Source organism: Williamsia sp. Y853 (assembly GCF_056786495.1).
The window spans coordinates 1299499-1324349 of sequence record NZ_JBXCJC010000001.1; the positions used below are offsets into that span (position 1 = coordinate 1299499).

21 protein-coding genes are annotated in these 24851 nt (G+C 63.5%); 5 read left to right on the forward strand and 16 right to left on the reverse strand.

Annotated elements, in window-relative coordinates; translation table 11 throughout:
* Position 1 precedes the first annotated feature (1 nt).
* The 8 genes from AC1TPF_RS06190 to AC1TPF_RS06225 form a co-directional block, all read right to left on the reverse strand.
* Positions 2-1438: an aldehyde dehydrogenase family protein gene (locus tag AC1TPF_RS06190; protein ID WP_482135997.1), complete on the reverse strand. Its 1437-nt coding sequence runs from the start codon at positions 1436-1438 to the stop codon at positions 2-4.
* A gap of 51 nt (positions 1439-1489) precedes the next feature.
* Positions 1490-3196: a thiamine pyrophosphate-binding protein gene (locus AC1TPF_RS06195; RefSeq protein WP_482135996.1), complete on the reverse strand. Its 1707-nt coding sequence runs from the start codon at positions 3194-3196 to the stop codon at positions 1490-1492.
* Positions 3186-4115, reverse strand: a complete 930-nt coding sequence (locus AC1TPF_RS06200) for an SDR family NAD(P)-dependent oxidoreductase (protein ID WP_482135995.1) — start codon at positions 4113-4115, stop codon at positions 3186-3188. The genes AC1TPF_RS06195 and AC1TPF_RS06200 overlap by 11 nt, the downstream gene beginning before the upstream one ends.
* Positions 4112-5947, reverse strand: coding sequence for a flavin-containing monooxygenase (locus AC1TPF_RS06205; RefSeq protein WP_482143119.1), 1836 nt, complete (start codon positions 5945-5947; stop codon positions 4112-4114). Before AC1TPF_RS06205 ends, AC1TPF_RS06200 begins: the two co-directional genes overlap by 4 nt.
* A gap of 49 nt (positions 5948-5996) precedes the next feature.
* Positions 5997-7382, reverse strand: coding sequence for an aromatic ring-hydroxylating oxygenase subunit alpha (locus AC1TPF_RS06210; protein WP_482135993.1), 1386 nt, complete (start codon positions 7380-7382; stop codon positions 5997-5999).
* Positions 7383-7467: 85 nt separating this feature from the next.
* The gene (locus tag AC1TPF_RS06215; RefSeq protein ID WP_482135992.1) at positions 7468-8331 is read right to left on the reverse strand and encodes an SDR family NAD(P)-dependent oxidoreductase; all 864 of its coding nucleotides are present in this window, start codon (positions 8329-8331) and stop codon (positions 7468-7470) included.
* Positions 8332-8339: 8 nt separating this feature from the next.
* A complete protein-coding gene (locus AC1TPF_RS06220; protein ID WP_482135991.1) occupies positions 8340-9932 on the reverse strand; it encodes an SMP-30/gluconolactonase/LRE family protein in 1593 nt (530 codons plus the stop codon).
* A 265-nt stretch (positions 9933-10197) separates the two neighbouring features.
* Positions 10198-11325, reverse strand: a complete 1128-nt coding sequence (locus AC1TPF_RS06225) for an NDMA-dependent alcohol dehydrogenase (protein WP_482135990.1) — start codon at positions 11323-11325, stop codon at positions 10198-10200.
* Positions 11326-11477: 152 nt separating this feature from the next.
* Between AC1TPF_RS06225 and AC1TPF_RS06230 the strand changes: the two genes are divergently transcribed.
* Positions 11478-12473, forward strand: a complete 996-nt coding sequence (locus AC1TPF_RS06230; protein WP_482135989.1) for a hypothetical protein — start codon at positions 11478-11480, stop codon at positions 12471-12473.
* 57 nt (positions 12474-12530) lie between these two features.
* The gene (locus AC1TPF_RS06235; RefSeq protein ID WP_482143121.1) at positions 12531-14984 is read left to right on the forward strand and encodes a transglycosylase domain-containing protein; all 2454 of its coding nucleotides are present in this window, start codon (positions 12531-12533) and stop codon (positions 14982-14984) included.
* A 39-nt stretch (positions 14985-15023) separates the two neighbouring features.
* Here AC1TPF_RS06235 and AC1TPF_RS06240 read toward each other — a convergent pair whose 3' ends face one another.
* Positions 15024-15611: a TetR/AcrR family transcriptional regulator gene (locus tag AC1TPF_RS06240; RefSeq protein WP_482135987.1), complete on the reverse strand. Its 588-nt coding sequence runs from the start codon at positions 15609-15611 to the stop codon at positions 15024-15026.
* A gap of 152 nt (positions 15612-15763) precedes the next feature.
* On the opposite strand from AC1TPF_RS06240, the gene AC1TPF_RS06245 reads away from it, so the two are divergent.
* Entirely contained in the window at positions 15764-16783 is a 1020-nt protein-coding gene (locus AC1TPF_RS06245) for an aldo/keto reductase (RefSeq protein WP_482143122.1), read from the forward strand.
* A gap of 4 nt (positions 16784-16787) precedes the next feature.
* Here AC1TPF_RS06245 and AC1TPF_RS06250 read toward each other — a convergent pair whose 3' ends face one another.
* The 3 genes from AC1TPF_RS06250 to AC1TPF_RS06260 all read right to left on the reverse strand — a co-directional run bounded on the left by AC1TPF_RS06250 (position 16788) and on the right by AC1TPF_RS06260 (position 19527).
* A complete protein-coding gene (locus AC1TPF_RS06250; RefSeq protein ID WP_482143124.1) occupies positions 16788-17855 on the reverse strand; it encodes a DUF6670 family protein in 1068 nt (355 codons plus the stop codon).
* 10 nt (positions 17856-17865) lie between these two features.
* A complete protein-coding gene (locus tag AC1TPF_RS06255) occupies positions 17866-18027 on the reverse strand; it encodes a hypothetical protein (RefSeq protein WP_482135984.1) in 162 nt (53 codons plus the stop codon).
* A 78-nt stretch (positions 18028-18105) separates the two neighbouring features.
* Positions 18106-19527, reverse strand: coding sequence for an MFS transporter (locus AC1TPF_RS06260; protein WP_482135983.1), 1422 nt, complete (start codon positions 19525-19527; stop codon positions 18106-18108).
* A 248-nt stretch (positions 19528-19775) separates the two neighbouring features.
* On the opposite strand from AC1TPF_RS06260, the gene AC1TPF_RS06265 reads away from it, so the two are divergent.
* Together AC1TPF_RS06265 and AC1TPF_RS06270 are read left to right on the forward strand one after the other, a co-directional pair.
* Positions 19776-20891, forward strand: a complete 1116-nt coding sequence (locus AC1TPF_RS06265) for an alpha/beta hydrolase (RefSeq protein WP_482135982.1) — start codon at positions 19776-19778, stop codon at positions 20889-20891.
* A gap of 127 nt (positions 20892-21018) precedes the next feature.
* The gene (locus AC1TPF_RS06270; RefSeq protein WP_482143126.1) at positions 21019-21552 is read left to right on the forward strand and encodes a hypothetical protein; all 534 of its coding nucleotides are present in this window, start codon (positions 21019-21021) and stop codon (positions 21550-21552) included.
* A gap of 40 nt (positions 21553-21592) precedes the next feature.
* On the opposite strand, the gene AC1TPF_RS06275 is transcribed toward AC1TPF_RS06270, so the two are convergent.
* From AC1TPF_RS06275 to AC1TPF_RS06290, 4 genes are all read right to left on the reverse strand, one after another.
* Positions 21593-21997, reverse strand: a complete 405-nt coding sequence (locus tag AC1TPF_RS06275; RefSeq protein ID WP_482135980.1) for a YchJ family protein — start codon at positions 21995-21997, stop codon at positions 21593-21595.
* Between the two features lie 25 nt (positions 21998-22022).
* Complete coding sequence (locus AC1TPF_RS06280; protein WP_482135979.1) at positions 22023-22838, reverse strand: MBL fold metallo-hydrolase; 816 nt, start codon at positions 22836-22838, stop codon at positions 22023-22025.
* 63 nt (positions 22839-22901) lie between these two features.
* Positions 22902-24095, reverse strand: a complete 1194-nt coding sequence (locus tag AC1TPF_RS06285) for a hemerythrin domain-containing protein (RefSeq protein ID WP_482135978.1) — start codon at positions 24093-24095, stop codon at positions 22902-22904.
* A gap of 29 nt (positions 24096-24124) precedes the next feature.
* Positions 24125-24787: a TetR/AcrR family transcriptional regulator gene (locus AC1TPF_RS06290; RefSeq protein WP_482135977.1), complete on the reverse strand. Its 663-nt coding sequence runs from the start codon at positions 24785-24787 to the stop codon at positions 24125-24127.
* Between the last annotated feature and the right edge of the window lie 64 nt (positions 24788-24851).

A 24851-nucleotide genomic window follows, 5' to 3' on the forward strand; every position in this document is an offset into this window, starting at 1 on the left:
GCTATTCGCCGTCACCCTCCGGCGCGTATCCCATAATGCCCTTGATCTCCAGGTAGTCGTGGAATCCGAACTCGCCCCATTCGCGTCCGTTGCCGCTCTTCTTGTAGCCGCCGAACGGAGCGCCGAAATCGAAGGCGGAGTTGATCGCCACCGACCCCGCACGAATTCGGCGGGCCACCGCGCGCGCGGCGTCGAGATCGGCGCCTGCGACAAATGCGGCCAGGCCGTATTCGGTGTCGTTGGCGATCTCGACGGCGTGGTCGACACTGTCGTAGCCCAGGATCGTCAGGACCGGCCCGAAGATCTCCTCGCGGGCAATTGTCATGTCGTTCTTCACATCTGCGAAGACGGTGGGCTGGACGAAGTAGCCCTTGGTGATCCCCTCCGGCAGGCCGGGGCCACCGGCAACCAGGGTGGCACCTTCATCGATGCCCTGCTGGATCAGTTCCTGGATCTTGTCGAACTGCGACTTCGCGACCACCGGGCCGATGGAGAAATCACCGTTCGGATCGCCCACGGTGACCGTGGCGGCCGCGGCCTTGGCGATGCCGATGGTCTCTTCCATCCGCTCGTTGGGCACCAGCATGCGCGCGGGCGCGCTACAGGTCTGTCCCGAGTTCAGCATCATGGTGACCACGCCGGTACTGACGTTGTCGGCGAAGGCGGCGTCGTCGAGGATGACGTTGGGGCCCTTGCCTCCGAGTTCCTGGGTGACCCGCTTGACGCCGGCCGCAGCATTTTTCGCGATCTCGATTCCGGCCCGGGTGGATCCGGTGAACGAGATCATGTCGACGTCGGGATGGCTCGAGAGCGGAACACCCACCCCCGGTCCGTCGCCCTGCACGAGGTTGAAGACACCGGCGGGGACGCCGGCGGCCTCGAGGATCTCGGCGAAGATCTGACCGTCGAACGGCGAACGCTCCGACGGTTTGAGGACCATGGTGCACCCGGTGGCCAGGGCGGGGAACACCTTGACCGCGATCTGATTCAGCGGCCAGTTCCACGGCGTGATCAGCCCGCAGACACCGATCGGTTCCTTCACGATGAGCGCGCTGCCCTGCTGCTCCTCGAAGGTGAAGCCCTTGAGGACCTCGATGGCGGTGCTCAGGTGTCCGGCACCCAGATTCACCTGGAATCCGCCTGCCAGCTCTTTTGGTGCACCCATCTCTTCGGTCAGGGCAGCACCGATGTCGGGCATGCGTTTCTGGTACTCGACCGCAATGTTTTCCAGCACAGCGACCCGTTCGGCGACGGAGGTCGCCGACCACGAGGGGAAAGCCTTACGGGCAGCGGCAACCGCCCGGTCGACGTCACCGGCAGAACCGGCGGCCACCGTGCCCGCGACCTCTTCGGTGGCGGGGTTGATGACGTCGAAGGTGCCCGACTGCGCCGGATCCACCCACTGGCCATCGATGTAGAACTTCAGATACTCACGCATGATTTCCCCAATTCATCGATATTGCCCGATATCTCTGTTGCGCTGTATGACTCACTGCTGACCTTCGGCGTACCAGGTCCGGAACTCGTCGTAGCTGGGCATCTCTTCCGAGTTGGCCTTCGGGTCGACGGCCACATGGATGACGCCTGTCTTGCCGCTGGCGTAGGCCCGCTTGATGGCGGGGGCGATGTCCTCGTCCCGTTCGACGTATTCGCCGTAGCAACCGAAGCCCTCGGCGATCTTGTCGAAGCGGGTTTCGGTGCTCCAGTGGACGCCGGTTTCCCGGGATCCATGACCGAAGGTGCGCTTGTAGACACCAACTTCCAGGCCCCAGGCGTAGTCGACGGCCACCACGCAGACCAGCGGAAGCTTCAGTCGGGCCGCGGTTTCGAGTTCTGCGATGTGGAACTGGAACGATGAGTCGCCGGTGATGAGCATCATCGGACGTTTGCCGCCATCGGCAACGCCTGCGCCGACGGCGTACGGAAGTCCGGTACCGAGGTGGCCGAAGTTCTGATTCCACATCACGTCATGCGGTTTGGCCTGCGAGTAGGTCCAGCCGAAGATGGTGGTGGCGCCGCCGTCGCGGACCATGATCCCGTCTGCGGGGAAGTCTTTGGTGGCCTCGACGATAAGACGCGCCGGATGCACCGGTGTCTGGCCTGACGGCGCCGTCTCGGCCAGCTCCGCGAGCTGCGCGGCGTCGCCCTTGATCCACTGCTCCAGCTCCGGTGTGGCGGTGCGGGGCGAATCCTTCAGAGCCGCAACGAGTTGGGGAACGATTGCACGAAGGTCGCCGACGAGGGGTACATCGATCGGCCGGTTGACACCGATGGCCGACGGGTCCTGCTCGATCAGGATCCAGCTGCGGTTCGCTTCGTTCGGTACCCAGTGGCGCCCGCGCCCGAAGTGGACGGGTTCGCCGAGTTCGGTACCGACCGCCAGGCAGAGGTCGGACTTGACCACGGCATCGACAGCCGACTTGGAGAAGCCGTAGGGGAACGTGCGGTCTTCGAGACCTTCGATGAACGACGTGCCACCCGAGGTCTGGATGACCGGGCAGGCCATCAGATCGGCGAGTTCCTTGACCGCGGCGCCCGCGCGCGAGGTGTGAACACCGTGTCCGACAAGCAGAACGGGCTGCTTGGCCGCGCCGATGAGTTCCTTGGCCTTGTCGATCCAGTCCTGGCCTGCGGTCTGACCCACGAGGCGGTACTTGGACGGGGGGAGGATCGGCCGGTCCTCGACCTCTTCGAGGATCACATTCTGCGGGTATTCGATGTACACCGGTCCCGGTGTGCCCGACAGGGCCTTGCGCAGGCCTTCGCGGATGATCTCGTCGGTCTGGTCGGCGTATTCGATGCTCGCGTTGTATTTGACGGAATTCTCGACCAGCGCGGTTTGCTGGACGAACTGGATCCGTCCGCGGCGGACTCGCTGTTCGGTGATCCGGGCCCGCTGGCCGCCGAGGAAGATGACGGGAGAGTTCTCGACCTTGGCGCACATGATGGCGCCTGCGAGGTTGGCCAGACCCGGGCCCAGGGTGCCGATACACACGGCGGCCTTGCCGGTCATCCGGGAAACGGCCTCGGCCATGAAGCCTGCCGACTCTTCATGGTGCGGGGCAACAACATTCCAGCCGCGTTCTTCGGCGAGGTGGAACAGGTGAACGAAGTTCGGATCGGGGATACCGAAGATCGTGTTGATGCCCTCGGCCTCGAAGAGGTCGAGAATTCGTTCGTAGACCTTAACTGACACGTGCACTGCCCTCCATGGCTGTCGTGAAGCTTTTCGTGATGTGTTCGATGTGACCCGACGGGACCACCGGCAGAATCCAGGGGTCGCTGGTGTCGCGGATGGTGGCGATCTGTTCGCCGACCTCCTCGATCGTCCAGGACGGTTGGTAGACACCCGGTGTTTCCGCGACAAACGCCCGCGCGATGCGGCCGGCGATCGCGACCAGCATTTCGCCGGTGATCGAACAGGTTTCGTGTGCAAGCCATCCCACCGCGGGGGCGGTCAATTCCGGGCCCATCGGCGGATACGCCGACGTGTCCAGGCCCTCGGCGAGCCGGGTCAGGGCGGCCGGAAGGATGACGTTTGAGGTCACGCCATGCTCGTGGCCCTCGAGTGCCGCAACATTCGAGAGCCCGATGATCCCGGCTTTGGCGGACCCGTAGTTGGCAACGTTCTTGTTGCCGTAGATCCCGCCGATCGACGAGGTCAGGACCACACGTCCGTATCCGGCCTCGCACATCAGCGGAAATGCCGGTCGCACAACATGAAACGCGCCCCGTAGATGCACGTCGAGGACGGCATCGAAATCCTCGTACGACATCTCCGTCAACGGTGCGTAGCGGTTGTTGCCCGCGTTGTGGATGAGGATGTCGATCTTGCCGTAGGTGTTGATCGCGGTGTCGATGATCGCTTTGCCGCCCTCGGCGGTGGCCACCGTGTCGGTGTTGGCGACGGCTTCGCCGCCCGCGGCTTTGATCTCTGCGACCACTTCATCCGCCGGACCGCTGTCGACGTCCTCGCCGCTGATCGCGCTACCCGGGTCGTTCACCACCACCTTCGCGCCCTTGGACGCGAGGAGCAGGGCGTACTCCCGGCCCAAACCGCGACCGGCGCCGGTGATGACGGCGACCCGATCGTCGAACCTGAGTTCGGTGCTCATTTGTCCAGCACCAGACCTTCCAGCTTGCCGGTGCTGCGCCACCCCTCCAATAGTTCGGTGAGCTCGTAGAAGCCGCCCCAGAAGGGATCTCCGAGGAATGAACGCCCGTTGGGTTCACCCTCGCTGTTGTAGTAGCCGGGTGTGCATTCGGTGGTGAATGTGCTGTTGTCCACCGAATACTGGCGGACGGTCTGCACCCAGCCGTCTTCGGCTTCAGGGGTCGGCTCCACATAGGTGGCGCCACGATCCTGTGCTTCCTTGACGATGTACGCGATGTGGTCGGCCTGCTGTTCGAACATCAGCGTCGTGGCCGCGGTCACGCCGCCCTGGATGAACCCGGTGGCGAAGTGATTGGGGAACCCGTTGGCCATGATGCCGTGCAGGGTGCGGAATCCCTTGCCCCAGTGGTCATACAGCGACGTTCCGTTCTTGCCGGCAAACGGTGCGATGTCGTACTGCCGGTCGAGGGCGGTGGTGATCTCGAAGCCGCTGGCGAACACGATGCAATCGAACTCGTGCTCGACGCCATCGACCATGATGCCCTTCTCGGTGATGCGCTCGACCCCCCTGGTCTCGGACACGTCGACGAGCGTGACGTTGTCGCGGTTGAAGGTCGGCAGGTACTCGTCGTTGAACACCGGACGCTTACACATGTTGCGGTAGTACGGCTTCAGGACCTCTGCGGTCACAGGATCTTCGACGATGGACTCGACGCGCTGCCGCAGCCGTTCCATCGACCGGTAGTCCTCGTCCTCCTTGAGTTCCATGAACCTTGCGGGATCCGCCAGTTCGGCCCAGCCCTCGAAGTTTTCGGTGGCGTTCAGTTTCGCGGCCAAGTTGCGGGCGACCTCGGTCCAGCCGTCGCAGATGAGGTCGGGCTCGCCGGGGTTGTAGAACGCGAACGCCGCGTTGTGGAAGTTGCGCTGACGTGCTGCACGCCAACCGGGTTCGAGGCTCTGCACCCATTCGGGGTCGGTGGGGTAGTTGGCGCGTTCGAAGATGTACGACGGTGTCCGCTGGAAGACGGTCAGGTGCTTCGCGCCCTTCGCCAGGTGCGGAATCGCTTGGATGCCACTGGAACCCGTGCCGATGACGGCGATCTTCTTGTCACCGATCTTGTCGAGTCCACCGTGGAGGTCGCCGCCGGTGTAGTCGAAGTCCCAGCGGGCGGTGTGGAACGTGTGGCCCTTGAAGTCCTTGATGCCGGGGATACCCGGGAGCTTCGGACGGTTGTAGGGGCCCTGGCACATGATCACGAAACGGGCGCGGATCTCATCGCCACGGTTGGTCTTGATCTGCCAGCGGTTGATCTCGTCGTCCCACTGCAGCGACTGGATCAGGGTGTGGAAGATCGCGTGGTCGTAGAGGTTGAAATGCTTACCGATCCGCTGCGCGTGTTCGAAGCACTCGTCGCCCTTGGAGAACTTCTCCTTCGGCATGTAGCCGGTCTCTTCGAGTAGTGGCAGGTAACAGTAGGCGTCGGAGTCGATTTGGATTCCCGGGTACCGGTTCCAGTACCAGACACCACCGAAGTCTCCACCGAGCTCGATGATCTTGAAGTTGGTGACGCCGGACTCCTGCAGACGGTGCGCGGTGATGAGTCCGGACAGGCCGCCACCGAGTATGACCACCTCGATGTCGTCGGTGATCGGTTCCCGGGGCGCCACCGGCGTGTACGGATCGCCCTCATAGAAGTCCGCGAACTCGCCCTCTGCCTCCAGATACTGCTGCTGTCCTTCCGGGCGCAGGCGCTTGTCTCGCTCGAGGAGGTACTTTTCCCGAAGGGCCGCTTTGTCGACGTCCGGGGTCTGCGTAGGTGCGCAGTTCTGCATGGTGATTCCTAAGCTCGAGGTTCGGGGACTTTGGTAGTGGTGGAGGGGATCAGGCCAGATCGGTGGGCGCGCCGGTGCCCAGGTATTTGGCGAGGTTGTGGTGCAGGTTGACGATGCTGCGCTCGCGATACGGGTTGGGCTTGGGGCCGGAGAACCCACGCGATTTCACGCCCTTTTGCATTGCGGCCATGTTGACGAAGTCCTGAGGGAGAACAGTGCGCCAGCCCGGGTCGTCCGGCGGCGCGTACTCCCACTCCGTCTGCGGCTCTTCGCCTTCCGGGAACAACTCGAAGACGGCAGCTTCGAAATAGCACTTGTCGGGGTCGTCGCCGTATGGCCGGGCGCTGTAGCAGAGCATGTTGTTCAGCGCGTGCCCGATCTGGAAGTTGGGGAAGATCTGCCAGGCGGTGCCGCTCTGGGAGACGGTCGCCGGATCGACGGTTGGCCAGATCACGCCACGATCGGCATCGTCTTTGCGGGCCGAGGCGAGCCAGTGCGCGAGTACCTCGCCCGGCGGGGTGCCCTCTGGCAGCTCGTCCACCAGCCGCTGCGCGGCGTCAACGAGTGTGCGGGTGGTGTTGGTGTTGGCGTTCTCCCAGGTGAAGTTCTGCAGGTCGATCGTCGAGATGCGGGCGTCGGGACCATCGGCCACCCGCAGCTTGGCCTGATTGTCTTCCATGCCCTTTGGTGCGTCGTAACCGATGTTGCTGTGTTTGCCTTGCGCTCTGGACCAGCCGAGAAAGGTTCCGTAGGCCCGGAACTCGGGGTGGGTGTAGGGGACGTGATAGGTCTCCATGAACGCTTCGAGTGCGATCTTCCAGTTGCAGTCGAAGACAAGCCATTTGCGCCACCGGTACCGCATGTTCTGGAGCTGGAACGGGTCGAGCAGGCTTGCCGCCGGTTCCAAGTAGTCCCGCAATGGTTCACAGTCCGGATCCATGTTGATCCAGATCCAACCACCCCAGGTGTCCACCTGAATGTTCTTGAGCCGGGCTTTCTCATCGGTCAGCCCGGTTGGCCAATCCGAACGCTCTGCCGCCCAGGTGTTCTGGCCGTCGAGGTCGTAGGTCCATCCGTGGAAGCCACACACGAAGGTCCGGCAATTCCCTTTGGCCTCATGCTTGCCGTCCGGGGTGTCCACGAGCCGGCGCCCCCGATGCGAGCACACGTTGTGGTACGCGTTGATCTTGTCCGCGGTCGACCGGGCGATGATGAACGAGTCATCCATGATCTCGTAGGTCAGGAAGTCGCCGACATTGGGGATCTCTTCGACTCGGCCAACCTGCTGCCACACCTTGTTCCACAGTTTGTCTTGCTCGGCGCGCAGGTAGTCCTTCGAGGTATACGCCTCAACGCCGATCTCGAGCGGGGTCACTGGGGGCTCGTCGTCGGTGGTGGTGACGATTCTCTGGATATTGTCGACTGTGTCGGTCATGACATTCTCCTGAAATATATTGTCGTGATTGCTTACTCGGAGCGTGTTGTCGGGCTCGTACTCAGTGCGTCTGCGACGACGAGGATCACTGCGTCATGGCGGCGCGGAAGTTCTCGTCCTTGAGGAACAGCGAGGTGTGGTCGGCGCCCATATGTGTCCACTTGAGGTTCAGGCCCCCATCGACGAGCAAGGTTTGTCCGGTGATGTAACTCGAGAGATCGGACAAGAAGAACAGGATGGCGCCTGCCTGTTCCTCCGGGCGGGCCCGGCGGCCCATCGCGATTGCGCGTCGGTCCCGCTCCGGATCCTTGTCGACATACATCTCGGAGGACGGCGTTGCGGTCACACCGGGCGCGATGGTGTTCACCCGGATGTTGTCGGTGGCCAGCTCGACGGCCATGGTGCGCGTGGCCGCCACCAGAGCCGCCTTGGCCGTTCCGTAGGCGATATGGAAAGGCGCGGTGTTCATTCCGCTGATCGACGAGATCGACACGATCGATCCGGGCAGTTCCTGTGCCTTGAGTTCGGCGGCGACCGCCTGACTCATGAAGAACATCGTCTCGAGGTTCTGGGTGAACAGGTCTCGCCAGTCGGAGCGGGTCACCCGGGTGGCAGGCATCCAGGTGGCCGGAGCGGCGCCACCGGCGACATTGACCAGTCCGTAGAGCCGACCCTCGGTCTGACGTGCGACGTCCATGACGGCGGCGATGCCCTCGTCGGTGGCGGCGTCGGCGGCGACCGGGATGACGGAGAGACCTTCGCCCACAAGGGGATCGATGTGGGTCTTGAGGTTGTCTTTCGATCGGCTCACCGCGATGACGGTCGCACCGGCCCTGGCGATCAGGCTGGTCACCGAGGTACCGATACCACCTCCGGCGGCGCCCGAGACGATGACGACCCGGCCGGTGAGATCGACGAAACCGTTGCTGTCGGTTGGGGAGTTCGCCATGGCTGTGATCAGGCCTCCTTGCGTAGTGCCAGCACGCTGCCCTCGGCGTCACCGGAGATGTAGATGGTGCCGTCGTGGCCGGCTGCGATACCGGTGAACGGACCCTGGGGTCCGGAGAACGGCACCAGGCCGAGCAGCGGCTTCGGAGTGACCCCGGGAGGAGCGCCGACCGGGAGGTCGGTCGCGATGGTCTGGCGACTCTTGGTTTCCAGGTCAAAGGCGATGAGTGTCTTGGCCCCGACGTCGACGATGTACAGCGTCTGTCCCTGAACCAGGAGACCGTGTGGACGCTCGAGTCCGTCGACAACGGTGTCGGTGCCCGAACCGGTCACCGCAACGACCTGTCCCGCACCGGATTCGGAGACCAGGAGAGTTCCGGAGGCAGTGAAGGCAACGCCGGTCGGATGGTCGAGCCCGCTCGCCAGGACTTCTGAACTGCCGGATCCGACGGAGTGCACTTCGCCGGCACCGAAGTCGGCGACCGCGATGGCGCCGGTACCAGAAACCGCCACACCGTAGACCTGATCGAGCCCGGTGACCAGGACTTCGCTTTCGGCCTGGGCGGCGTCGTACCGCGACACGTCGCCGTTGCCTGCAACGATGAACTGGTCCTTGCCGATTGCCGTCATGCCGCGGATGTAACCGGGGTAGCCGGGGCTGAAAAGCATTCCCAGAGTCCGCAATTCGCCGTCGGCCTCGAGTGCGAGCAGGAACGTTCCATCGGCGATGTACAGGGTGCCGTCCGGTCCCACGGTCAGGTCGAGCGGCCAGGTCAGGCCGTCGGGGAGTGCGGTGCGGGTCTCGCCGCCGCCGAGGATCTCGGTGATCTGACCGGTGAAGCCGGACACGAAGAGTCGATCGCCGACAAAGGTGAGGTTGTCGAGGCCGGGGCCGATCTGGGCGGACACCGTCTTGTCGCCGCTGCGGGGGTCGATCCGCAGGACCTGGCCGGAGCCGACCTGGGTGGAGATGATGAATCCTGCGGAGTCGAACTTGACCGCAGTCGGGCCACCGAGGTCGGCGGCGACGCGCTCGGGTTCTCCACCGTTGGGGTCGATCCGGAAGATCTCGTTGGTGGCGACCAGCGGGTAGTAGAGCATCCCGTCGGGGCCGACCTCCATGGCATTGGGCATCGGGAGGTTGTCGGCGAGCACCTTGGGGGCGCCACCGGCGGGGTTGATCTCCATCAGTCGTCCGCCGATGCGGCACTCGTTGACGAACAATCTGCCCTGGTGGATGGTGATCCCGTTGGCGCCCGGCAGATCGTCGCGCAGCAGTCGGGTACTCCCATCAGGGCTCCGGACGCTGACGCGGCCGTCGTAGTACTCGGTGATGTACATGTCGCCGCTCGCATCGAACGCCATGTCGTCAGGAGCGACGATGTCGCTGCCCTGGGCGCTGATGGTCTCGACATCGCCGGTGTCGATGTCGAGTGCGCTGATCGTGCTGCCTGCGACCTGCGCGATGTAGACGCGTCCGTCGGGGCCGGATCGGATTCCGTTGGCGCCGAACAATCGGCTCGGTTCGGTGACTCGGCTCAGATTCCACCCCTCGGCGAGACCGAACGAGCTTTGGCTTGTGTAGCGGGCCGCCTGTACCAAGGTGGGCCTCCTGTCGTGAGGAATGACGCCGGGTCCTGAACGAATGACACAAAGTGCGGTCGTGACGCAGACCACATTTCTGGAGGAAGTGTAAGCGTGAATCCCTCAGGTTTACAAGTATTGCTATCCTTATGAGGATTGGAGTAAGTTGGGTCGCTCAGGGGGTCCTAGCGGCTCAAACGTGAACACCCACCGCACGTGGCGGTGGGTGTTTCTGCTGTGCGACGTCCCGGAGGGCTTCGCTACTGCGGGCTCCAGGGTCCCGTCAGTAGTCGTCGTCTCCGTAGACGACGACGCCTCGCAGGTTCTTTCCGTCGGCCATGTCCCGGTAGCCCTGATTGATGTCCTCGAGCCGGTAGGTGGTGGTGACGAGCTCGTCCAGCTTGAGGGCGCCCGAACGGTAGAGGTTGAGCAGCTTGGGGATCTGGGTTCTCGGCCCGACGCCTCCGAAGATCGCTCCCTGCACCCGCTTCTGCAGCAATGTCAGTTCGAACAGATTCAGGTCGGTGGCGATCTGGTCGTACGGGCCCATCGCGGTGACGATCACCTGGCCACCCTTGCCGGTCAGTGACAGGGCTTGCTGGATGTACTCGCCCTTGATCTCGCCCATGGTGAGAATGACCGTGGTCGCCATGGTGCCCCAGGTGAGATCGGCCAGCTGGGGCAGCGCTTCCTCCATCGAGGAGAAGGAATGTGTGGCGCCGAAGTCGAGTGCAGTCTTTTGTTTGCCCTCGACGGGGTCGATCGCCACCACGTGGCGCGCCCCGGCGTAGGCCGCGCCCTGGACCGAGTTGATACCGACGCCGCCGATCCCGGCAACCACGACGGTGTCGCCGGGCCTGGTGTTGCCGATCTCGGTGGCCGAACCCCAGCCCGTCGAGACGCCGCATCCCAGTAGGGCGGCTGTCTTCAGTGGGATGTCCTTCTCGATCTTCACCACGGATGCCTGATGCACGGTGACATAGGGGGCGAAGGTGCCCAGCAGGCACATCTGAAGAACGGGGGCACCGTCTTTCGTGACCCGGAACGTGCCGTCGGCAATGGCTTGGCCGGTCAGCAATCCGGCCCCTTTGTCGCAGAGGTTTTGCAGGCCTCGAGCGCAGGAGGGGCAGGTGCCGCAGGCAGGCACGAAGGCGAGCACCACATGATCGCCTTCTTCGAGGCCGGCCACGCCCGGTCCGACTTTGGTGACGACGCCTGCGCCCTCGTGTCCGCCGAGCACCGGAAGGATCGGGATGGGGCTCGAGCCGTTGACGATATGGGCGTCGGAGTGACACAGGCCCGATGCCGCCAACCGCACCTGGACCTCGCCGAACACCGGGTCGCCCAGATCGACCTCGTCGATTTTCCAGTCGGTGTTGAGTTCTGTCAGGATCGCGGCTTTCGTTTTCATGGTGGTTCCTTCTACTCGCGCCGTAATGTGATTTGAGTCACTCTAGTGAGGTGACGTGAACGACGTGCGGGTTTCGGGGTCGGTGTGCGAACGTGAACGGAACTGTTCACGCACGTCGGGGCTTGGTGGACGGGAGAACTGAGGGAGGGGCGATGCGCGGACTTCCGATAGCGGTTCTTGGATATGGGCCGGTTGCGCGGGCCTATATCAACCAGATCGGCGCGCACCGCGATGAGTGTCGAAAGCGGCATGACGTCGATCTGAGTGTTGTCGCGGTACGCACAGACCAATCGCAGGTGGTGTGCGACGGCGAGGTTCCGCCTCTGTCCGAGTGGAAAGAACTCACCGATCTCGCTGATTTCCTGGGTGAGGTCGAGGCGAAGGTTGTGGTGCAGGCGGTCCCGTCGGCCGATATGGACGCGTCGCAGGCGGTGTCGGACGCCACGATCGCGATCCGGTGCGGTGCGCATCTGGTCACGGCAACGACGTCGACGCCGCTCTACGGATGGAAGCAACTCGAGCAGTTGGCAATCGACTTCGGTTGCGCGGTAAGGATTTCTGGCGCGGTCGGCGGGATGTTGCCTGCCGTCGACCTCGCGCGGTCGCTCGGGCAGGGGATATCGGTGACGTCGGTGAGTGGATGTCTGAGCTCCACCGCCACATACGTTCTGGACCAGTTGAGTGAGGGCGTGACCCTGGACCTGGCGACCGCCACCGCCCGGCAGACCGGAGTGATGGGTAACGATGCCACCACGGAACTGTCGGGGGAAGATGTGGCGACCCAGCTCCGGATCCTGACCGGACTGTTGTGGGCGCGCGATCCAGCCGATGCCGAGGTGCTCCTCGAACCGATCACCTCGGAGATCGAGCGTTCGGTGTTCCGGTCCGGACGACGGGGGTTGCGACTGCGTCAGGTCGCTGTCGCAGACCACGACCTCCCCGACCTGGTGACGGTGTCTTTGCGCGTGGTTCCTGCCGATTCACAACTGGGCCTGCTCCGGTGGCCCGACAAAGCAGCGATCTTCGACTGCGGTGACTTCGGATCGATCACGATGTTCGGCGGCGACAGCAGCCCCGCCGGCGTCGCGCAATCGATGATCAAGGACACCCTTTCCCTGGTTCACGACGCCACACCAGGTTTGCGATAGCGTGCGGTTTCGCCTCTCAAAGTTTCCGCGATCCCTTTTGTCCGTAATGTATCGATCGTGTCGAAATCTAGGTCGTTGTGGAGCTTGTTGGGCTGTTGTGTGCTTGCAGGCGTTCTTGTCGCAGGTTTGTTGTTCCCGATAGCCGGTGGCGTGGGGTTCACGGCCGGGCGTGCTGCCGGAACTCTCGAGAACGTCGAGTCGGACTTGGTCGGGGGTCAGGTGCCGGAGGTGACAACCATGACCGACACCAACGGCAGGCCGATCGCCTATCTCTACGATCAGCGTCGATTCCAGGTCGGCTACAACGACATCTCACCGGAAATGGTCCGCGCGATCATCTCCGTCGAAGACCGGCGATTCCTCGAACACGACGGCGTCGACTGGAAGGGGACCATGCGCGCTTTCGTCACCAACCAGGCTTCCGGCGAGGTGCAGCAGGGTGCATCGACCCTCGACCAGCAGTATGTGAAGAACTACCAACTGTTGGTCCTGGCCCGCACCGATGCTGAACGTCGAGCCGCGACGGAGACCACCGCGGCCCGCAAACTCCGTGAGATCCGGATGGCGCAGTCGCTGGAATCGAGCCTGACCGAGCAGGCCATGCGCGAGAAAAACCTCGATGCGGCCGCAGCAAAGCAAGAGGCCAAGAAGGCGATCGTCACCCGCTATCTGAATCTGGTCCCGTTCGGCAACGGCGCCTACGGCATTCAGTCCGCCGCGGACACCTACTTCGGCAAACCTGCCAAAGACCTCACCGTTCCTGAATCGGCGATGCTCGCCGGCATGGTGCAGTCGAGTTCGGCGCTCGATCCGTACACCAACCCCGAAGGTGTTCTGGAACGACGCAACATCGTGCTCGACACGTTGATCGCGAACTTCCCGGCCCGTGCCGCCGAGTACCAAGCGGCGAAAGACCTTCCGCTCGGCGTGCTGCCGTCGCCGCGCACGATCGATCAGGGTTGTATCGCGGCCGGTGACGCCGGATTCTTCTGTGACTATGCCTTGCAGTTCCTCGCCGACAACGGGATCAGCCGGGATGAGATCACGCGTGGCGGTTACCTCATCCGCACCACGCTCGACCCCGAGATCCAGAAGGCAACCCACGACTCCGTCCGGACGTACGCATCGCCGGACCTCGAGGGTGTTGCCAACGTGATGGACGTGATCCGGCCGGGTACCGAGTCGCACGACGTCTTGGCGATGGCATCGAGTCGCGACTACGGCCTGGATCGCGATGCCGGGCAGACCGTTCAGCCGCAGCCCTATTCGATGGTCGGTAACGGAGCCGGGTCTGTGTTCAAGGTCTTCACCGTTGCCGCCGCGATGGAGCGTGGCCTGGGTGCCAGCTCGTCGTTGCAGGTGCCGAAGACCGTGCAGGCAAAGGGCATGGGCAGTAGCGGCGGCGTCAACGGCTGCCCCGCCAATACCTACTGCGTATCGAACGACGGAAACTATCCGGCGAAGATGACGGTGACCCAGGCGTTGGCCCAGTCGCCGAACACCGCGTTCGTGAAACTGCTGCAGGACGTCGGAGTCGAGCCCACCGTTGACATGGCTGTGCGGCTGGGCTTGCGCTCGTACACGGCCCCGGGCTCATCGGGTTACGGCGATCAGAGTCTGGCCGACTACGTCAAAGAGAACAACCTCGGTTCGTTCACTCTCGGACCGACCGCCGTCAACACCCTGGAACTGTCCAACGTCGCCGCCACGCTGGCTTCGGGCGGTGTGTGGTGCCCGCCGAATCCGATCGCGTCGATCACTCAACCGAAGCGCGACGCCAACGGCAATCAGATCCTCGATGCGCAGGGCGGTCCGGCGGTCCAGGAGGTGCCATTCGAACGCCCGGCCTGCGAGCGGGTGGTCGAGGAAGGTCTGGCCAACACCCTGGCCAACGCCATGAGTGAGGACGACCGTGGTTCCGGAACCGCAGCAGGCGCCGCGGGCTCGGTGGGTTGGAGCCTTCCGATGTCCGGCAAGACCGGCACCACCGAGGCCAACCGGTCATCGGCGTTCCTGGGTTTCACCAACAACCTGGCCGGTGCCACCTACGTCTACAACGATTCACCGGTGATCTCCGAACTCTGCTCGAATCCGCTGCGGCAGTGTGGCTACGGCAGTCTGTACGGCGGAAACGAGCCGGCCCGCACCTGGTTCTCGGCGATGCTGCCGGTTGCCGGGAAGTTCGGCGAAACGGCGCTACCGAAGAATGATCCCAGGTACGTCTCCGGGGTCGGCGGCAAACAGGTTCCGTCCGTGGTCGGGATGTCCTCTGATCTGGCGACGTCCACGCTCGAAGGGGAGGGTTTCAAGGTGACCACCGAGAACGTGGCCGGCGGGCAGCGAGCCGGGACGGTTGTGTCGGTGACACCGAGTGAGTCGGCGATACCGGGCAGCACGATCACGCTTTCGGTCAGCACCGGCCGTGCGGAATCGACCAGTCGCCGCCCCGCTGCACCCACCACGATCACCGTTCCCGGAGTCGGGCCGATCGAGATCCCGGTGCCGCGCTGACGGCGACTACCGGCCGCGTCGGATCGCGGTGGTCGGCGGTCAGGCGAGGCGAAGGCCCTCGATGAGGACCCCGACCATGCGCCGAGCGTTGTACCCCTCGTCGTGCTCGTTGCCGATGCACAAATTCCCGACCGCACGCATCAGCTCGTAAGCGCCTATGTCAGAACGTATTTCCCCGGCCTTTCGGGCGGCTTCGAGGATGTCGGCGCAGACCGGTACGAGTCGGTCGATGAAGTAGGCGTGCAGCGTCCGGTAGCCCGCCTCGTCCGACTGAAGTGCCTCTGCGAGGCCGTGTTTGGTCACGAGGAAATCGGCAAAGAGATTGATCCACGACGCCAGGGCCGCGTGTGGCGAAGTGCCATTGGCCAACAGTGCGGGGCCCGCCTCAGCACACGCCTCGACCTGGTGCCGGTAGACGGCGACGATGAGGTCGGAGCGTGTCGGGAAGTGGCGATAGATCGTGCCGACCCCGACCCCGGCCCGGGCGGCTATGTCGCGAACTGCCGCATCGACGCCGGACTCGGCAAATGCGGCCGCTGCTGCGTCCAGCAGCGCCTCATTGTTTCGGCGCGCGTCGGCACGCTTCTTCGGCACCGGCGACCCCGGACTGCTCTCGTTCTCGGCCACTTCGCCCCTGTCTGAGGATTCCCCTTGGCAAACGGAACCTTGTTCCGTATGTTGGTTAACGGAACGTCGATCCGTTTATTCAGGATGCCAGAGCAGTTGATGCGACACCAGGCGGGCGTTCCTTTCGAAATCCCCTATCGAGGAGAGGTCACATGCAGTACCGCACTTTGGGTCAGACGGGTGTTCAGGTCAGCACGCTGGCGTTGGGCGCGATGAACTTCGGCAGTATCGGTCGGGTCAGCACCGAGGAGTCCGCCGCGATCGTCGACGCCGCAATCGACGCGGGCGTCAACCTCATCGATACCGCCGACATGTACGGCCAGGGGGAGTCGGAGGAGATGGTTGGTGCGGCGATCGCAGGCCGACGCGACGACGTCGTCCTGGCCACCAAAGCGACCATGCCGATGGGCGATGAGCGCAACCATCGGGGTGGTTCGCGCCGCTGGCTGATCACCGCACTCGACCACAGCCTGCGTCGACTGGGCGTCGATCACGTGGATCTCTACCAAATTCATCGATGGGATCCGACTACAAGCGACGAGGAGACGTTGTCGGCACTCACGGATATGCAACGCGCAGGAAAGATCCGATACTTCGGGAGTTCGACATTCCCGGCGTACCGAATCGTGCAGGCGCAGTGGTCCGCCAGATCGAATCACGCGAGCCGGTATGTGACCGAACAGCCCAGCTATTCGATCCTGCAGCGGGGTATCGAATCCCACGTCCTGCCGGTCACCGAGCAGTATGGACTCGGCGTGTTGGCCTGGAGCCCGTTGGCCTCTGGCTGGCTGTCCGGCGCAATCCGAAAGGACCGCGAAATCACCACGAGCCGTTCCGCTTTCATGCCGCAGCGGTTCGATACGGCCATCCCCACCAATCGCGCAAAGATGGAGGCAGTTGAACAGTTGGCGGTGGTCGCCGACAAAGCAGGTCTGACGATGATCCAGCTCGCGCTCGGATTCGTCACCGCGCATCCGGCCGTCACCAGTGCGCTCATCGGTCCGCGCACGATGGATCATCTGCATTCTCAACTCGCGGCCGCGGACACCGTTCTGCCGGGTGATGTCCTCGACGCGATCGATGAGATAGTCGCTCCCGGTGTTGACCTCGCTCCCGATGAGAAGGTTGACACTCCGCCGTCGCTCCTCGACCCGGTACTTCGTCGACGTTGATCGGTCAGCGGGTACGGCGATCGATGTATTCGACGTATCCGCGACCGGTTGTGTCACGGCCCTGCCACGTTGCGGTGTAAGCGAATCCGCTGACAAATCCGGTGCCGAGACCGTAGGTGAAGGGGGTGTCCATGTCGGTGTGCACATCCAGCCAGGGTTTGCCGGCACCGTCTCGCACCACAAAGCGCGTGGATCGAGGTAGCGGCATGGGCGTTCCATAGGGTGTTGGCTCAGGTGCGTCTCGTACGGCGGTCACCTCGAATTGCACGTCGGTAAAACGGGTTCCGTAGCTGGTACGGGATCGATGCAGCGCGGTGGTCATCAACGGGGTGCCGCCGATCGAATACTGGCTGAGCAGAACCTGGTTGTCGTTGTCCAGATTGATGATGTGGTAGACGAAGTAGTCCAGCGGTGCCTTGAGGGATACGGGAAGTGGCTTGGAGCGCAACAGGTACGGGCTCGGGCAGGCACCGTACTCGAATGCGCACAACCCTTCGACGGCAGTGTCGACGCCCCGGTGGCTGAACGTTCCGCGGTATTCGGTGAGAAGGCTCAGATGCTTGTAGACCGGTGTGCGAAAGAACCACGACACCTTGTCTGTATTGCGGAGTTCAAGGGAGATGTCGACTCCATTGAGGCTGCCCGTCAGTTGATACTTCGGGTAGGTGCCGGTCAGGGTCAGGTCGTCGCCGAACTTGATCAGCGAGCCGTCCGGGTGCGAGACGAAATCGATTCCGATCGCGTAGTTCCCAAAATGTGCGGGATGTGATGCTGCAGTGCCCGCGACCACCGCAGCGTTGTCACGGGGCTGCGCAGCCAGGGCCTGATCGTTGTCGAATGCCAGCGAACCGGTCGCGCCGACCAGTGACATGACCGAGAAGAATCGATGCGGTTCGGGTAGGTCGGGGATCATGATCCCGAAGTGGGTCCAGCCGAACCGTTTTGAACCCACGTGAGGTCGTATGAGGTCGGGCTCGTCGAAGGCGGAACCATCGGCGGCGCCGGCCCGGTCCACGGTACGGATCAGAGTTCGAAGGCATCGACGTAGTGCGTTCGATGCGGTGGGGTGCATCCGGCGATGCTCAGTCCTGGTCGTACTTGTCAGCTGCCTTGGTGCGTTCTTTTGCCAAGTCCAAGGCATGGCGTGCGGCGTCCTCGGTCGGGTATGGCCCCATCCGGTCGAAACCCCGCGGCATCTTTTCCTTGACCTCGCCTGTGGAGAGGTTGTAGTACCACTCGCTCATTGTCGCCCCTTGATCTGGTTGTCCACCATTCGTACCCCGCCGCCGACCCAATCCTCAAGAAGGCTCGCTGAATGCGGGTCAGTTGTGCGTCGGGCGGCTGTGAACGAATAGAGCGGCAGGTATCGCCACGACCGCGAACACGATCGCGGCAACCACCGCGCAGACGTGAAAGGCGGACTCGAAGGCTTCGGCGGGCGATTGTGTCAGTAGACCTTCGGCCAGCTGTGCTGTCAGGATTGATCCGAGCACACTGGTCCCGAGAACCCCGCCTAGTTGGCGGAACATGTTGACGGTGCCGCTGGCCATCCCGGCTTGGGCGGGAGCCACGCTGTTCATGGCGGCGGCGGTGGCGGGCGCGATGAGTGAACCGAATCCGATGCCCAGGACCACCAATGCGATGGAGAGGTCGGTCCAGCCATCATTCGGGTGTACCCGCAACAACAGCAGTGAGCCGGCAGAGGTGATCAGCAATCCTCCGGTGAGCATCACCTTGAAACCCAAGCGCGGCAGCAGTCGTGGCGCGATCCCGCTGACCACCACGTATGTCGCCATGAGTGCCAGGAGATGGAGACCGGTCGTCCACGCGCTCAGCGCGCCGACCCGTTCGAGGAAGAGTACCGAGATCAAGGACAGGCCCGTGAACCCGAAGAGGACGGTGGCGCTCACCACCATGACGGTGGAGAACGATGGTGAACGAAAGAGTTTCAAGTCGAGCATCGGCGCGTCGACGGCGCGCTCGTATGCGATGAACAAGGCCAGGGCACAGACGAATACAACGATCGCGACGATTGCACGCGTCGACCCGAATCCGTTGTGTGATCCGTCGATGACCCAAAACGTCAGGGAGGCGATGGTGGCAGTAGCGGTGACGAGTCCGGGAAGGTCTAGATGTGCGCCGGCCACCTTGCTCTGCGGAACCACGAACGGCGCGACAAGGGTCACGACGAGAGCAGCGATGGCGTTCACCAAGAAGACTGCGTTCCAAGAGAACTCACCCAGAACCGCACCGGCAGAGAGCGGCCCGATGGCCAGTCCGAGCCCGGAACAGGCGGCCCAGATACTGATGGCCTCGGTGCGCTCCTTGGGTTGGGTGAAGCTGTTGCTGATGATGGCGAGGCTGTTGGGTAGGACGAGCGCTGCGCCCACTCCGGTGATGGCCTGTGCGGCGAGGACCCATCCGCTGGAGTGTGCGAGGAAGGAGCAGAGGCTGCCCGCCGACATGATGGCCGACCCGATCACGAACGCTGTCCGGCGACCGATGACGTCGCCGAGGGTTCCCGAAGACAGCACCAGGCTGGCCACCACGAGCGCGAAGATGCTCGGGATCCAGACCATCGTCGCGCTGCCCGCCTGAAGATCCTCCTCGATGGCCGGAACGGACGAGATGGTTGCGGTGATGTTGAGGAATGTCAGCATCATGCCGAAACAGACTGCGGCCAGGGCGTACCAGCGGGAGTTGTCTGCGCGGGTGGGTGCCTCGACGGGCTGACCTATGACCATCATCCGAGCCTAGATGCTGGCTATTGCTTGCACAAGTCAGAGCTGGTCTTCTGCGGCTGTAAACGTGCCGTCATCGCGGCCTGTGATCACCACTGAACAGGGCAGCGCAGACGTCCCTGTGAACTCGAAATATGGCTCCTGAGCCCCCCTCGATGTTTTCGGCCGATTATCACAGCCTGATTCAGTTCGGATCTCGGTGCCGGCGCGACGACCACAATCTGTGACCATCCGCCCATAGGATGGATGGCATGGTGATGGCTGATCGTCCCGATGTGAAGACAGCGTCCAAGCCGGTGACTGCTCTGGCCGTGATGGGTCTGGCGGATAGCATGCTGAACGGGCTGGCCAAGGTGCCTTTCCGGCGGCCGTGGGAGGGGCCTGGCGGTTTGCTCGACAACCTTGGCCAATCGGTCACCCGGCAGGCCGTCCGTTCGTTCATGGGTTACTCGATGGGGCTACCGATCGAGGAGTTCCGGTCGATGGAGAAAATTCTCGACGATATCTGCCGGGTGGTGGTGCCGCCGTTCGTCGAGGCCACCGACAGCGTCGAGATCACTGACGACACGATCGGAGGAATCGAAGGAATCTGGTGCCGGGCGAAGGCCAGCACCGACGCCTACGTCGATGAAACCGACGACAAACAGGCGATCGGCGCGACCATCCTCTACCTCCATGGCGGTGGATACATCGGTACTTCACCGATCATGTATGCCGCATTTGCCTCATCGTTGGTGCGGATAACCGGAGCCGAAGTCTTCATCGCCGACTATCGGATGGCCCCCGAGTTCCCATTCCCTGCCGGCATGCTCGACGCCGCGGACGTCTATCGGGGACTCCTCGACCGTGGTGTCGAGGCGGAGCACCTCGTTGTCGCCGGTGACTCCGGCGGAGGTGGATTGACAACATCCCTGATCTCGCATCTCCACCGGCAGGATCTGCCCGCTCCGGCCGCGATCGCATTGTTTTCCCCTGAGGTCGATTTTGACTTCGACCACCCGTCGATCACCGAAAACGCGCAGCTCGACATCCTGCCCTGGAACCTGCCGGCCGCGCCGTACCTGCAGGGCGTCCAGCCGAACGACGAACGGGTCTCCGCGGTGTACGCCGCCGCCGATCCGGCGTGGTTCCCGCCGACATTTGTGTGTTGGGGCGCTGACGAGATGTTCCGCGATGGCATCCGGGAGTTCGTCGCCAACCTCGAGGGTGCAGGCGTGCGGGTACACGCGATGGAGGAACGTGGGATGTTCCACGTCTTCCCGATTCTCATGCCGTGGGCCGAATCATCCAGACGCGTGTTCAGGGCGATTTACGAACTGTCCCGCCGCCACGTCACACCCGATCCGGACGCTGAACAGACACATTGAGCGGATTCGCCGCGCGGATTGTGATATCTAGCTAGGGTTTACGATCGAAATGATTATTCACGATCCTACGTAAAGGCATGCGATGCTTCGTAACGTGCTCGCAAGAACCGTGCTCACTCTCGCGACTGTGGCTGCGACCGCTCTTGCGGCTCCCGCGCTCGTCAATGCGAAACCCGCTGAACCCGGTGTCGTCCCGGCAATAGGAATTGCCCAGGGGATCGGGTACTCCGTCCAGGTCAGCGGCAATTCCATCACCTACACGGCCACCGATGTGCCGCGGGTGCCGCTCATCGGGTCGATCACATTGCCGGGCTCTTGTACCACCGCTGTGGTCGACGCGGTTCGAGCGGCGCCGGTCGTCGGCCCGGTGTTGCTCGAGTACATCCTGGGTAACCCTGACATCGATGTTCTTGCCTTGCTGCAGGAACTCGAAGACTCTGGTGCGATCACTGCGATTTACCTGCTGCGAGGTGCCAACAGTGAAAACGTGGTGTCCGGGACTTTCGAGGACATCCCCAACGGTGTTTATGCGGTGGTGAGCGTCTGCAACCTGAATCCCAACCTGCTCGGTGTAACCGGCGCGCTTGTCCTCGGCGCGGGGTGGGGGTCGGGCTCCACCAGTGGTGGCGGGTCATCGATCGGTTCGTCCACAGGATCCTGATCACCGTCGGTTCATCGAAAATCGCTCAGTCCGTCACGGTTCAGTCGGTGACGACGCCGTCGACGTACACCCAGCGTCCGTCGAGTCGCTCGAACCGGCTGTGCTCGTGCAGGGTTCCGGCGCCGTCGCCCTTGATCCGGTAGAACGCGGTGAAGGTGACTTCGCCGACGGAGTCGAAAAGCGAACCCTTGCTTGTGGATTCGATGTCGAGGCGACGCCAGCGCATGGACTCGTCGAGGTCCAGCGAATCGGGCCGGGTTCGCGGGTGCCAGCTGTGCAAGAGATAGTCGCGCTCACCGACCGCGAAGGCGGAGAAGCGCGAACGCATCAGTGCTTCGGCGGTGGGGGCCTGCCGGTCACCGGCCAAGATGGGTCCGCAGCAGTCTTCCCACGTCAGACCACTGGTACAGGGACAGCGGCGGGTACCGGCAGATGAAGGGGCCACCGGATGAGGATAGCGACGCGACCGTCTACCTGGGTGCGCGAACCAAGCGACCGATGATGTCGCCGTCGGCGCCGGGCCGTGCTCCCACAGTGGAGAGTTCCGACGCAACGTGATCGATCGACCGATGGTGATGACTCAGGTGCACCCCGACAACTTCCGTCAGGTCGTGGACGGCAGCGCAGGCACGCAGGGCAGTGATCGTCTTGAGTGCGTCGTCGAGTGTGTGATGGCCGGGGGAGTGGGGTGTATCCCCGAACGTGGTGTCGAGAAAGACCGCGTCATAGCGCGCACCGGTGTTCTCGGAGAACCAGTCGTCTGGCAGCGGACCGGTATCGGTGGCCCACAGGAGCCGTGAACCGTCCGGACCCGTGACGTCGTACAGCACGCAGTCGCCGTCGCGGTAGACGTGGTGGTTCGCTGCCAGCGCCCGGATCTCATAGCCGGAGAGCATGATTCGATCACCGGCAGCGACCGTCCGTAAAGTGACCGGATCGTTCGGTCCGATCCAGTCTCTTGCTCGATCGAGTGCATCAACCGGACCCACCAGGTCGATCGGTCCGGCACCGGTAATCCATGATCGGAACAACAACGCCTGCGGTCCAAAATGATCCGGGTGGTCGTGTGTGATCAGGATGGTGCGGACATCCGCAAGCGTGCGTCCGAGTCGGCTGGCGGCAGCAGGTGCCTCCGGTCCGCAATCGATCAGGAGTGTGTTGTCGACAAGGGCCGCCGTCTGCCCACGGATGTCACCACGACGCAACGCGGAGATGCAGGAATCGCACCGGCAAAACGCATTCGGCCATCCGTCGGCGGCACCGGATCCGAGCAGGACGGTCTCCATCAACTGACGCTCTCACCGGGTCCGGCCATGGAAGGAAGCCTACCGAGACCACAGATCTGAGCGTCAGGTGTCCCGGGCGGCTGCGTGAACCTCGCTGCCGACGGTCTGCCGCTGCAGCGCTGTGAGGTTTTGAAGCATGTGCGGCCGCATGTCGGTGTGGTGTGGGAAGAGCCGGGAATAGAGCCAGATCAGTGGTCGCGCGGGCAGCACGGTGATTTGGTAGGAGTGCGTGACCAGCGTTCCGTTGCCATCGGGCGTGAACGTGTACGACCAGGTGGTCGAGTCGTGCCGGGTCCGGTCGATGCGCTCGGGAATCGTGCGGAACGTGAACTCGCCGCCGGGTTCGGCAGCGACGATCTCGCAGACCCGGGACCAGCGCGCGTACCGGAACTTGTTGTGTCCGCGGAACCGAGCTCCCACCGCCTGAGGCTGTGAACCGGGAAGCCATGTGCACGAGCGGCATTCGGGGCTTCGTCCACCGATGTTGGTGACGTCGGCGACGGCGTCGTACAGAACTCCCGGCTCGGCGTCGATGTGCAGGCTCACCGTGCCATCGGTGCGAAACCTGCGGTCAGCGCGTTGCGGTCGCGGGGTGACGTCTACGTTCGGCCCCCACCGCGCGGTACACGCGCGCCGGTACGGACGGGCAAACCCGTGGAGCACGATAAAACGTACAACCGGGGGCACGAGATCGACGACGAGGTCGTACCGTTCCTGATCGAGACCGTCGATGAGCCAGTGTCCCTCGATCCCCAGTTCGCGCTTGCTCTTTGGTGCGATGTTCGTCGCCTGGTCCCACTCGTCGAACTCGGCACGGGTGAGAGTGCGCGAGACGATCGGCATCATCTCGTCCTCCTCCCGACGCAAGTGTGGGAGGAGTTCGTTCTCGAGCGCCTCGACCGAAGACGCAAGCTCCGGCAGTGCCCAGTCGTAAGCGCGGTATTTCGTGGCGGCTGCGGCCAAGCGATCGATCGCCGGAGAGACTCGCGCATGGTCGGCCTCCATCTGATCGAGCAGCGGACCGGCGTCGGGGTTGCGCTGCCGGATCAGCGGCCACAACCCGTCCTCGGCAGTGTGATGCCGGTGCAGGAACCCGGCCATCCAGATCAGGTGGTCGGCAATTGCCGTCCGCTGGACGGAATCTGGCGAATGTTGTTGTCGAAGCGCGGTCTTCGTTCGGGTGATGTCTCGGCGCAGCGCGGCGTGCACGATGCTGTTGATCCGCGTGTCGGCGGGTGCGGTCGGATCGGTGTTCATCTTTCATGCCTTTCGGCGGGCCTGGCTTGTCACGCCGGGCGTGAAAACAGTTCCTCGATGCGGTCGGCAAGCCAGCTCTCGTACCGATCCCGGCTCCAACCGGAGTCGCGGACGAGCAGGTCGTGAACCGCGATGCTCGTGAGCATCCAGATCTCGTCGAATTCGGTGTCGCGGAGCTTGCGGCCCGCGATCAGGTGGCCACCGGCGGCAGTTTGCTCGCGGCGGCTTCGGTCGAGCGTGCCGAGAAGTTCGGCGAGGCGGTCGTCCGTCGCCGCACCCTGCCGCAGCGCGGCGTCCAGGCGGGACGTGCGTTCGTTGATGGCGCCCATCAACTCGGCCGCCGCACGGGCTCTGGTTCGAAGCGTGGGCCCGCGTCCGAGCGCGACGTATTCGGGTCGATCGGCCAATGCGACGGGTTCGTCGTCACCGGCGACCGCCACGTCCACAACAAGCTTCAACACTTCGGCCTTGGATCCGATTGTGGCGTAGATGGTTTCAATGGATACACCTGCGGTGCGCGCGATGAGCGACATGCTGGTGCCAACCCACCCGTTCGCGGCGAACAGCTCGTTGGCGGCCTGAAGAACGGCGGCCCGGGTTTGAGCCGCCTGTAAACGTCGCCGCGGGGATCGGTACGTACGTGTTGTTGGCGTTGTACCCACTGCCTCGGCGTCTTCCTTGGCGGTCGACACACGTCCAAATTACAACGGGTCTGTTTTCAATACAAGGCCTATGTAGCGAATTGTTTCGGCAGGG